Source organism: Halomonas sp. IOP_6, assembly GCF_021151565.1.
GTDB classification, from domain to species: domain Bacteria; phylum Pseudomonadota; class Gammaproteobacteria; order Pseudomonadales; family Halomonadaceae; genus Vreelandella; species Vreelandella alkaliphila.
Genome location: NZ_JAIRBO010000008.1, coordinates 43,131 through 54,206, shown reverse-complemented (window position 1 = coordinate 54,206; position 11,076 = coordinate 43,131). Strand labels below are relative to the sequence as shown.

At 54.9% G+C, this 11,076-nt stretch carries 9 protein-coding genes; 4 read left to right on the top strand and 5 right to left on the bottom strand.

The window, feature by feature from the left end:
- Positions 1–9: 9 nt before the first annotated feature.
- Positions 10–1,059 (bottom strand): nicotinate-nucleotide--dimethylbenzimidazole phosphoribosyltransferase, encoded by a 1,050-nt coding sequence (cobT, locus tag K7H08_RS14665; protein WP_095604271.1) that lies wholly within the window; start codon positions 1,057–1,059, stop codon positions 10–12.
- A 293-nt stretch (positions 1,060–1,352) separates the two neighbouring features.
- Between cobT and edd the strand changes: the two genes are divergently transcribed.
- Genes edd through K7H08_RS14645 form a run of 4 tightly spaced genes read left to right on the top strand, consistent with a single transcriptional unit; the run spans position 1,353 to position 6,093 of the window.
- A complete protein-coding gene (edd, locus tag K7H08_RS14660) occupies positions 1,353–3,242 on the top strand; it encodes a phosphogluconate dehydratase (protein WP_089037972.1) in 1,890 nt (629 codons plus the stop codon).
- On the top strand, positions 3,242–4,207 hold the full coding sequence (gene glk / locus K7H08_RS14655) for a glucokinase (RefSeq protein ID WP_198349923.1): 966 nt from the start codon (positions 3,242–3,244) through the stop codon (positions 4,205–4,207). Before edd ends, glk begins: the two co-directional genes overlap by 1 nt.
- Before the next feature lie 16 nt (positions 4,208–4,223).
- On the top strand, positions 4,224–5,093 hold the full coding sequence (locus tag K7H08_RS14650; protein WP_231658366.1) for an aldo/keto reductase: 870 nt from the start codon (positions 4,224–4,226) through the stop codon (positions 5,091–5,093).
- A gap of 40 nt (positions 5,094–5,133) precedes the next feature.
- On the top strand, positions 5,134–6,093 hold the full coding sequence (locus tag K7H08_RS14645) for a carbohydrate kinase family protein (protein WP_231658365.1): 960 nt from the start codon (positions 5,134–5,136) through the stop codon (positions 6,091–6,093).
- Positions 6,094–6,158: 65 nt separating this feature from the next.
- Here K7H08_RS14645 and K7H08_RS14640 read toward each other — a convergent pair whose 3' ends face one another.
- From K7H08_RS14640 to zwf, 4 genes are all read right to left on the bottom strand, one after another.
- The gene (locus K7H08_RS14640) at positions 6,159–7,655 is read right to left on the bottom strand and encodes a glycoside hydrolase family 32 protein (protein WP_231658364.1); all 1,497 of its coding nucleotides are present in this window, start codon (positions 7,653–7,655) and stop codon (positions 6,159–6,161) included.
- Positions 7,656–7,845: 190 nt separating this feature from the next.
- On the bottom strand, positions 7,846–8,508 hold the full coding sequence (locus K7H08_RS14635) for a bifunctional 4-hydroxy-2-oxoglutarate aldolase/2-dehydro-3-deoxy-phosphogluconate aldolase (protein ID WP_038483316.1): 663 nt from the start codon (positions 8,506–8,508) through the stop codon (positions 7,846–7,848).
- A 56-nt stretch (positions 8,509–8,564) separates the two neighbouring features.
- Positions 8,565–9,230, bottom strand: coding sequence for a 6-phosphogluconolactonase (gene pgl / locus K7H08_RS14630; protein WP_231658363.1), 666 nt, complete (start codon positions 9,228–9,230; stop codon positions 8,565–8,567).
- 1 nt (position 9,231) lies between these two features.
- Positions 9,232–10,725: a glucose-6-phosphate dehydrogenase gene (gene zwf / locus K7H08_RS14625; protein WP_089037965.1), complete on the bottom strand. Its 1,494-nt coding sequence runs from the start codon at positions 10,723–10,725 to the stop codon at positions 9,232–9,234.
- Positions 10,726–11,076: the final 351 nt, after the last annotated feature.

The following is an 11,076-nucleotide window of genomic DNA, read 5'->3' as shown; positions in this document are numbered from 1 at the left end:
CGCCCCCAGTCATGGCGCACTATTATCGTGAATACCCGCATCGGCAAAAGTGGCCATCTCACTGAGCATCGCGGCGGCGGCCTGCAATAACGGAAACGCCAATGCCGCGCCACTGCCTTCTCCCAGGCGCATTCCCAAGGCTAACAGCGGCGACGCATCAAGTGCCTCAAGGGCCGTGGCATGGCCGGGCTCTTCAGAGCGATGTCCAAAAATCAAATAACCACGCACCGCCGGACATAAACGGCAGGCCGTCAGGGCGGCTACTGTAGCAATAAAGCCATCCACAATGGCCGGCAGTCGGTTTGCCGCCGCAGCCAAATAAGCCCCTGTCATGGCGGCGATCTCTAACCCGCCGAGCTTGGTTAGCACCTCCATGGGGTCTTCGGCATTGGCTTGGCGTGCCTTTAGCGCCCGCTCGATCACCGCTACTTTATGGGCCTGCTGAGTGCTGTTAATACCGGTGCCAGTGCCCACCAACTGAGCCACTGGCTTGCCGGTCAGAGCCGCCAGCATGGCGCTGCTTGCCGTGGTATTAGCAATGCCCATTTCACCAACAATAATACATTTCGCGCCCGCCTGAACGGCTCGCTCAACGGCCTCGCAGCCTACCTGTAATGCAGCTAACGCTTCGTCACGGCTCATGGCATCTTCAAGCACCATATTGGCGGTGCCCGCGCGCACCTTGGCATCGGTAATACCCGGCATCACTAGGTGTGAAGCAACGCCAACATCCACGACCTCAACCTGGGCGCCAATTTGTCTAGCAAAGACATTGATCGCCGCCCCGCCATGGGCAAAGTTAGCCACCATTTGCGCCGTCACTTCTTGTGGAAAGGCCGACACGCCCTCTTCAGCAACCCCGTGATCAGCAGCAAAAACAATGATCGCCGGTGGCGTGATGCTTGGCTGACATTCACCAGTGATCTCACTAAGCGTAACGGCCAATGCCTCTAACTGGCCGAGGCTGCCCGGCGGCTTAGTGAGCGTATCAATATAGCGAAGCGTCAATGCGCCAGTGTGGCTATCAAGTGGCGTGACTTGGTTAACGATGGGATGCATAGCAGCTCCAGGGCAGCAATCGAATTCATTTTGCGCCAGATGGTAGCAAAAGCGCGGCTGCTATACTTGCGCTTTAAGCTGCTTCAACACGCAACAACCCTATCCGGGGACGGATTGCCCTGTTAGCGGTAATGTTCATAAAAGCATCATCATTTACGACGATAGTTGCTATCAACCAGGGGTAATAAAACTACAAATATGGTTTTTATTGCCGTAAAGTCTCTTATATCGACACAAAAAGATGTAAAATAACTACAAACTTGACTCACCGTCTCTACCATGCAGAGGTCTCTATGCCGAGCTCAACACCCGCTACTTTAAATCCTACCGTTGCTGAGGTTACCCAACGCATTCGTGAGCGCTCTGCTGAGCGGCGTGCTCTCTATGAGCAACGCATGGCGGACCAGCATAAGCGTGGTGTGCACCGTGCAGAACTATCCTGCGGTAACCTGGCCCACGGCTTTGCCGCGTGTAGCCCCCAAGAGAAAGACTCCCTGAAGCTAATGAACAGCGCCAACTTGGGGATCATTTCTTCTTACAACGATATGCTGTCGGCCCACCAGCCGTTTGAAACCTTTCCGGAAACCATCAAAGCCGCTGCTAGCGCCATGGGGTCAACCGCCCAGTTTGCCGGTGGTGTTCCTGCCATGTGTGATGGGGTTACCCAAGGGCAACCGGGCATGGAACTGTCGCTGTTTTCCCGCGACGTGATTGCGATGGCTGCTGCAGTTGGGCTTTCACACAACATGTTTGATGCTGCCCTTTATCTGGGCGTGTGCGACAAGATTATCCCTGGTCTGTTTATCGCAGCGGCACGCTTTGGTCACCTGCCTGCTATGTTCGTACCCGCCGGCCCAATGCCCAGCGGCCTACCGAACAAAGAGAAAGCGCGCATCCGCCAGCTATACGCAGAAGGCAAAGTGGGCCGCGAAGAGCTGCTGCAAGCGGAGTCTGACTCCTATCACAGCCCTGGTACCTGCACCTTCTACGGCACTGCCAACTCAAACCAGCTGATGATGGAAGTGATGGGTCTTCACCTGCCAGGCACCTCGTTTGTGAACCCAGGCACGGAAATGCGCGAAGCCCTGACCCGCTACGCGACCGAACAGGCTATTCGCAACACTGAACCTGGCGGCGACTACCGCCCTTTCTATAAGCAGATCGACGAACGCGCCATCGTCAACGCGGTGGTAGGTTTATTGGCATCTGGCGGTTCAACCAACCATACGATGCATTTGATTGCCATGGCCGCTGCGTCGGGCATTACGCTGAACTGGGACGACTTCACAGATCTCTCCGCCGTAACGCCTAGCCTGATGCAGGTATACCCTAACGGCCAAGCAGACATTAACCACTTCCAGGCGGCAGGCGGCATGAGTTACCTGTTCCGCGAACTGCTGGGCGCTGGCTTACTGCACGGCGATATCCCGACGGTGTTCGGCACCGACCTGACGGCCTACACACAAGAGCCCTTCCTGGAAAATGGCAAAGTGGTTTGGCGCGAAGGCCCAGAAAGCAGCTTAGATGAAAACGTTTTACGCCCAGTCGCTACCCCCTTCGCAGCGACTGGCGGCCTAACAGTAATGAAAGGCAACCTGGGACGCGGCGTGATCAAAGTATCCGCCGTTGCCGACGAACATCGTGTAGTAGAAGCACCGGTGAAAATCTTCGCCGACCAGAACGAAATGAAGGCTGCGTTTGAATCCGGCGACTTAGATCGCGATGTCATCGTTGTGGTGCGCTTCCAGGGGCCAAAAGCCAATGGCATGCCGGAACTTCACAAACTGACGCCGTTCCTGGGCGTACTGCAGGACCGTGGCTTCAAAGTGGCACTGGTGACTGATGGCCGTATGTCTGGCGCGTCGGGTAAAGTACCCGCTGCGATCCATATCAGCCCAGAAGCACTGGACGGTGGCCCGCTATCGAAACTGCGCGACGGCGACATTGTGCGCCTGGACGCCAACGCAGGTACGCTGGAAGCCAAAGTAGAGGCGGCTACCTGGGCCGATCGCGAGCGCGTAGTGGCGAATTTGGACCACTACCACGTTGGCCTAGGCCGCGAACTGTTTAGCGGCTTCCGCCACCTGGCCATGCGTGGCGAAGAAGGCGCAGGCTCGCTGGGCGGCTTTGAAGCCGATGATCTCGCTCGCCAACAGGGCCAGATTCTTCAAGAGGATGCCTAATGCGACCGGCCTTAATTGGTGATATTGGCGGTACCAATGCCCGCCTGGCGCTCGTCACGCCAGGTGAGGTGACGCCCCACGATATTATTAATCTTCCCTGCGCGGACTACCCTGGGGTTATCGACGCGATTCAGGACTACCTGGAGCGCGTGGGCGCCACTGGGGAAAATGCACCGGTGGAAGCCTGTTTGGCGTTTGCCTGCCCGGTTCACGCCGAGCGGGTCAAGATGACCAATAATCACTGGGATTTTATGAAAAGCGATGTTCAGCAGACGCTGAACCTATCGCTGTTTAAAGTGATTAATGATTTTACCGCACAGGCTCTGGGCGTACCCCATGTAGACGCCGACAACCTGGTGGAAGTGCAAGCAGGTGTGGCTCAGTCTCACTCTACCCGCTTGGTGATTGGCCCCGGTACAGGTCTGGGCGTTGCTGGTGTTTTTCCCGGCCAACACGCCTGGATACCGCTTCCCACCGAGGGCGGCCACGTCACGTTCGCCCCCACTGACAGCACCGAGCGAGCGCTGCTGGATGTTTTTCTACAGCGCTACCAACGGGTCAGCGTAGAACGTATTTTATGCGGCCAGGGCTTGCTGGAGCTGTACCAGGCCCATTGTGCTCTGAACGAGCAAACGCCTAGCTGCACGACGCCAGCCGAGGTTACCCAAGCCGCCAACCAGGGTGACTCTATCGCCACCGCCAGCCTGCTGCGCTTTTTAAAAATCCTCGGCGATGTGTGTGGCGACGCGACCCTAACAATGGGCGCAAGAGGCGGCGTTTATCTATGCGGCGGGATTTTACCGCGCCTACTGGAGTGGCTACCCAAATCCGAACTGCGTAATAGCTTTGTGAACAAAGGTCGGATGGGCGCGTATAACGCCGATATTCCCGTGTGGATTGTTACTCACCCGTGGACAGGGCTGCTCGGCGCCGCCGAAGCGCTGCATAACGAAGAAGTCTTTTAACTTATTAGGAATGTCCATGCCTGCTCACACCTTCGATGTGCCTTTTGTTCTCGGCATGATGCGTCTGCATGAAGCACCAGAGATGCACCAGGCGAGCTATCTCGCCGACTGGATCGAAGCCCGTATCGCGCAGGGGTTGCACTGGTTCGACCATGCCGACATTTACGGGAACGGTGCGTGTGAGACGCTGTTTGGTCACGCGCTAAACACGCGCCCCGGACTATCAAAACGGCTTAAGGTGGTGACCAAAGCGAGCATCGCCAACGATAACCCAACCCACGGCTCTGGCAAGGTGAAACACTACAACGCCAGCCCGGATTATCTAAGCCGCGCCATTGACAATGCACTTAACCGCCTTAGCGTCGAGCGGCTAGATCACTTTTTAATTCATCGCCCTGACTTATTAATGAACGCAGAAGCAACTGGCCGTGCCCTTGATGACGCTATCGATGCAGGCAAAATTGGCGCTGCGGGCATTTCTAACCATTTGCCAAGTCAGTGGCGTAGGCTGCAAAACGCCATGCACCACCCTTTACGTGCCAACCAAATCGAACTTTCCATTAGCCATAACGCCCCCCTGTTTGATGGTAGCTTTGATGATCTATGCGCCGACGGCCATTGGCCGATGGCGTGGTCACCGCTAGCGGGCGGCACACTAATGCAAGGCGACGTCGGTAACGTTCTTAACCGCGTAGCTCGAGAGAAAAACGGCACCTCTAACGCGTTAGCGCTGGCTTGGCTGCGGTCACTGCCTGGTCGGCCGATTCCCGTTGTCGGCAGTGTGAAGCCTGAACGTATTGGTGACATGCTCGACGGGCCTGAGACGCTCTCAAGAGAGACATGGTACGAGCTGTTAGAGGCCGCGCGAGGCCACTGCGTCGCGTAACCCCTTCATCAATTAATAATATAATGACAAGGAATGACTTATGACGCCGGTGATTGCTTTCGGTGAAGCCTTGGTTGATATGTTATCCAGCCGCTTAGGCGATGACACTGGCCAAGAAACCTTCACGCCTTACGCGGGAGGCGCGCCTGCTAACGTCGCGGTTGCCTGTGCCCGACTTAACGTACCCAGCCAGTTTTTAGGCATGGTGGGTGACGATACGTTTGGTCACTTCCTGATTCGTGAGCTGAAAAGCCATGGCGTAGATACTCAGGGCGTAGTATTGACCAAAGAGGCACGCACTGCGCTGGCGTTTGTTTCCCGGGACAGCAGCGGCGAGCGCACGTTTGATTTTTATCGCCCACCGGCGGCCGACCTGCTTTATCGCTTAGAGCACCTGCCCCACGGCGTGTTTGAACAACCAGCGATTGTTCACTTATGCAGCAACAGTTTGACTGACCCTGAGATTGCCGACACCACCTTAGCGATTGCCGCTATGGCAAAGCGCGCGGGCTGTTTAGTCAGCGTGGATGCCAACCTCCGCCACAATCTGTGGACCGAAGGGTCAGCCAACCTCTGGCTGGTAACCGAGCTATTGGATAGCGCCGATCTCGTTAAAGTCTCACTGGAGGAGCTTGATTATCTTCGTGGCGGGCATTCTCAGGAAGCGTGGCTATCTCAGCGACTAGCCGCCGGGGTAAAAGTAATTTTAATCACTGATGGCCCTAACAAGGTGGTGCTGAAAGGTGTTGGCCTTGACCACACCATCACGCCACCTAAAGTGACCGCTGTTGACACCACGGCTGGCGGTGATGCATTTATTGGCGGCCTGCTGACTGAGCTTTCACGGCACGGAATTGATGAGAACTGGTACCAAGACAGTGCCTTTCTAACCCGCGCGGTGGATATTGCCTGCCGCTGTGGTGCTCACGCAGTGACACGCCCAGGCGCCTACGCCGCACTGCCGACCGATAGTGATATTGAAGCGCTAAGAAATACGTAACGTCTGTAGCAAAAAAGGGCGTGCAACAGCACGCCCTTAACTATGTAATTACACGCTAAATCCCACTAATGCGCTACCGCATCTTTACTCGATACCACACTGCCACCGAGCAACCCTGCGCTGCCTTCCAATACGTTGACCTCAATCGAGCCTGTTGTTTGACGTGTATAGCTCACCTGAGTAATCGCTCGTTGTTGCGTAACACCGTTCACCAGGATCTCCAGCGAGCCATGATCACACCACCACTCTAGCGTGATTGTTAAACCATCAACGCTGCCCGCTGCATGGTCACAGGCGAAATGGTCATCGAAAGCTGCTTGTCCGTTCACGCCGTTACGCGTGTAGCGAAGTGCAACGCCCTCTTCTCCCGCTTTAAGAGTAAGCTGTTGATGATCTCTCTGCTGAAGCGACAGCGCCACTCGGCTGCCAGCCGTTAAGGTCAGTTCAAGCACACCACGACTTACCGGTGGCAACGAGGTTAAGACGCTATATTGTCCAACACCCAGCATCGCCTGTGGCGGGATGACTTGCGGTACGGCTGTCAACGCCTCATGGCACTCGCTGGCGATACGTTGGCAAAGCTGAATGCCGCTCGATGTCGCACGCAGGGTTAACTCTCTGGGCAGACTCATCATTCCCCGCCAGCCAGCTTCAGGCGCATGATTGGCATACTGCCAATTATTCAGCCAAGCCACGGCTAAACGGCGCCCTGAAGTATTCGACCAGCTCTGCACAGCGTAAAAGTCACGTCCTTCGTCCATCATCATGACGTCATCAGGCGAGTGGTCGTTAGTAAAACGCTGGCCGTCGAACTCGCCCACAAAATATTGCGTGAACGAGCCAAAGGCATTATCTGGCGTAGCCCCAATGCCAACGATTAATACCCAGCGGCTAGATAGCTGCCCATTGCTAGCGCCTTCCACTGGCAGCTCGAACAAATCGGGGCACTCCCAAGGGTGCTGAGTATGCACGCCGTGGCCCTCTCCAAACGCACTGGCAAACTGCCAGTCCAATAGGTTTTGCGAGGTATAAAAATGAATTTCCTGACCACAAGCCAGCGCCATTACCCAACGCTGGGTAGCGGCATGCCACAACACTTTTGGGTCGCGAAAATCTTTAAACCCTGGCGCGGGTAGCACGGGGTTATTGGCGTATTGATGCCAAGTGCGCCCCTTGTCGCGGCTATAAGCCAAACACTGTGACTGCTCATAATCTTCAGGGTCATCGGAAAGCACTCGGTGGCAGGTATAAAACGCCAGCAGCCCCCGCTGGCCATCAAACAGACCCGTCACATCATGCTCATCCACGATGGCACTACCTGAAAAACATGCCCCTTGGGCGTCTGGCGCCAGCGCAATAGGCAAGTGCTCCCAACGGCAAAGATCGGTGCTTACCGCATGCCCCCAGTGCATGGGCCCCCATACCGTGCCGTGGGGATGGTATTGATAAAAGAGATGATACTCCCCTTCGAAATATACAAGCCCGTTGGGGTCATTCATCCAGCCAGTAGGCGGCGTAAAATGCAGCGTTGGCCTAAGAGGAGTAAATTTGACGAGATTCAATGTAAAAAACCCTAACTTAATCGATTAAGTTGAGGCTATCACGCTTTTTCCCTCTCTGCCCTACGCCGTTAGGTGGAGCGCATAAAAAAGCCCGAGCATGGCAATATGCTCGGGCAAATGACTTACCCACACGACCCGATATCAGTGAGGCAAGTAACGAGAGTGCTCGTGTCGATTTACATCGTATTCGTTAGTGGTGAAAACGCTCAGCGGCCTGACGGGCCAGCTCGCGAATACCGTCCCAATCCTCTGCTTCAACCATGGCTTTCGGTGTTAGCCAAGAACCGCCTACACACATAACATTGGGTAGTGACAGGTAGGTTTCAGCGTTATCAACCGTGATACCGCCGGTTGGGCAAAAGCGTGCTTCGGGAATCGGCGCGCCAAAGGCTTTAATGGCTTTGGCACCACCACTGGACTCAGCCGGGAAAAACTTGAAGCGGCGATAGCCGTATTGCCAGCCGGTCATCAATTCAGAGATCGTTGATACGCCGGGCAACATTGGCACCGGGCTCTCTACGCCATAGCGATAAAGTGCTTCTGTCGCGCCAGGGGTCACCACAAAATCTGCGCCCACCTGTTCAGCTTGGCGGTATTGCGCGGGCGTTAACACGGTACCTACACCGATGCTGGCTCCCGGCAGCGCTTCTTTCATGCGTTTAATTGCTTCCAACGCGCAGTCGGTACGCAAGGTAATTTCCAACACGCTTAAGCCACCTTCAACCAAGGCGCGACCTAGCGGTACCGCATCTTCAAGACGCTCAACGGTAATCACCGGAATGACCTCGGCCTTTAAGCAGATGCTGTCAAGCTCGGCAGTGCGCGTTGAGGGTAACTGTTTATCGATTGTCATCAGTGAGTCTCCAAGCAGGTGTTACTGGCAAACGTTTATTGGCGAAAGCCCAGGCGTTACGGCGCCCAGTAGATCGCTAACGGGCAAGATAAAAACGCGCGAATAGGTAGCTTACGGACATCATCACCATTCATGGCGTTTGCCAATACGCTGCGCTTATCATCGCCAGTCATATGTAAAATATGTCGATGCGCCTGATGCAGGCGATCTGCTGAGAAAGTAATACGCGGCTGCGGCTGACTAGGCGTGCGTACCGCGACAAGCGGCTCATCAGTAGAGAGCGCTAAACCTAGCTCTAGACTGTCAGGGAACAGCGACGCCGTATGGCCATCGCCGCCCATTCCCAAGATCACAACACTGGCGGGCCAAGGCAGAGATGCCGTGCGTTTGGCAACCTCATCAACCCCTTCTTCCGGCGTCGAGGCATCCGAGGTTAGCGGTACAAAATTGGCGTTCGCAGCCGCTCCTTGAAGCAGGTTTTCGCGCACCAGCTTGGCATTGCTATCGCTACTTTCCTCATCCACCCAGCGCTCGTCGGCCAACGTGATATCAATGCGCTCCCAAGGCAGCGGTTTGGCTGCCAGAGCTTTAAAAAATGGCACCGGCGTAGAGCCACCCGAGACGACCAGTAGCGCGCGTTCTTGGCGACTCAAGTCTTCGGCCAATGCCTGGAAGACCGCTTCTGCCAGCTGTTGTGCTAGCGCTTGACGTGCTTCGCTCATATTAATAGTCCTCGTACCAACTGCGGCCATCTTGGGTAATCATGGCGATGGAGGCGACCGGCCCCCAAGAGCCTGCCGGGTAACGGCGCGGCGGGGTTTCGCGGGCTTTCCAACCGTCGATGAGTTGGTCGCACCAACGCCAAGCGTGCTCAACTTCGTCACGGCGCACGAACAGATACTGTTGGCCTTTCATGACTTCCAGTAGCAAGCGCTCATAGGCATCTGGGATACGTGATTTGGGGAACGCGCTGTTAAAGTCCAGGTGCAACGGGCCAGGGCGCAGGCGCATGCCTTTATGCAAACCGCTGTCTTTAGTGAGCACCTGAAGCGCAATCCCTTCATCCGGCTGCAGGCGAATGATCAGCTTGTTAGACGCAATCCCCCGCTGATCAGGATCAAAAATGTAGTGCGGCTGCTGGCGGAAGTGGATCACGATTTGGGACAGTTTTTCAGGCATGCGCTTACCGGTACGCAGGTAGAACGGCACACCCGCCCAGCGCCAATTTGAAACCTCGGTTTTCATTGCCACAAAGGTTTCGGTCTGACTTTGGGTATTCGCCCCTTCTTCTTCCAGGTAGCCGGGTACCGGCTGACCATCGTTGGTGCCCGCAGTATATTGCCCACGAACTACATCACGCCCCAGCGCTTCACCGGTAAACGGCTTTAGGGCTTTCAGCACTTTTACTTTCTCATCACGAATCGCGTCGGCATCCAGGTTGGAAGGCGGATCCATGGCAATCAAGCATAGCAATTGGAGCAAGTGGTTTTGCACCATATCGCGAAGCTGCCCGGCATCATCGAAGTAGCCCCAGCGCCCTTCAATGCCGACCTTTTCTGCAACGGTAATTTCTACATGGGAAATGTGGTTCTGATTCCATTGCGTCCCGAATAACGGGTTAGCAAAGCGCAGCGCAATCAGGTTCTGTACCGTTTCTTTACCTAAATAGTGGTCAATACGGTAAATACGCGACTCAGGAAAAACGGCCCCAATCGCGTCGTTAACTTCTTCTGATGACACTAAGTCATAGCCGATGGGTTTCTCAACGATGACCCGCGTTTGCTCATCCAGGCTGCCACTCGCCTCAAGGTTGCGGCAAATATCGCCGTAGATCATTGCGCCAACGGATAAATAAACCACCATGGGGCGATCAGAGCCTTCGCGCCATTCACGTATTTGCTCAAAACCCTCAGCTTTTTTGAAATCCAGCTGGCAATAGTCAAGCCGATTTAGAAAACGCTCGAGGCTCTCTTTATCCTGCTCATCTTTTTTTAACCGCTTTTGCAGCGCGCCGCTGACCAATTGGCGGAATGCAGCGGTGTCATGCGCTTGACGTGCCAGCCCCATAATCCGCGTGCTTGCGGGCATTAAGCCCTCACGGTCGAGGTGATAAAGCGCAGGAAACAGCTTGCGCATCGCAAGATCGCCCAGCGCCCCAAACAGCGCTAAATCAATAGCGTGTTTCTGATCGCCCAGCGGGGAATGTGACTGGCTCATCTCAGCTCCTATTTATAATTAGATGATCTAATGTAGTTAGATTACCTAAAATCTATCTGATATCGGGCATTATACGCAACATTACATGTAATTTTACTACAAAAAAATAGTATTGCCTCCCCATTTACGTCTTTTAACGTTATTTACGTCTCTCTTTGAGCAGTGCCGTCTCTGATCAGTACCGATGCCGACACCTAACGTTATACCGCATTATTGTTACCTTTCATTCCACTCTACGCCCCTTGGATACGCCATCGCTACGCCCCTTGAGGATGAGGTGACGTTGCACGTAATTGGCGACGCTGGCACTGACTAAAGCGCTGCTTATCAAAATATTCGCAGCACTCTACG

Bases quoted from the DNA above. Each gene is read 5' to 3' on its own strand.
- zwf (WP_089037965.1), bottom strand. From the start codon at position 10,725: ATGAGCCAGTCACATTCCCCGCTGGGCGATCAGAAACACGCTATTGAT.
- pgl (WP_231658363.1), bottom strand. From the start codon at position 9,230: ATGAGCGAAGCACGTCAAGCGCTAGCACAACAGCTGGCAGAAGCGGTC.
- edd (WP_089037972.1), top strand. From the start codon at position 1,353: ATGCCGAGCTCAACACCCGCTACTTTAAATCCTACCGTTGCTGAGGTT.
- glk (WP_198349923.1), top strand. From the start codon at position 3,242: ATGCGACCGGCCTTAATTGGTGATATTGGCGGTACCAATGCCCGCCTG.
- K7H08_RS14635 (WP_038483316.1), bottom strand. From the start codon at position 8,508: ATGACAATCGATAAACAGTTACCCTCAACGCGCACTGCCGAGCTTGAC.
- K7H08_RS14650 (WP_231658366.1), top strand. From the start codon at position 4,224: ATGCCTGCTCACACCTTCGATGTGCCTTTTGTTCTCGGCATGATGCGT.
- cobT (WP_095604271.1), bottom strand. From the start codon at position 1,059: ATGCATCCCATCGTTAACCAAGTCACGCCACTTGATAGCCACACTGGC.
- K7H08_RS14645 (WP_231658365.1), top strand. From the start codon at position 5,134: ATGACGCCGGTGATTGCTTTCGGTGAAGCCTTGGTTGATATGTTATCC.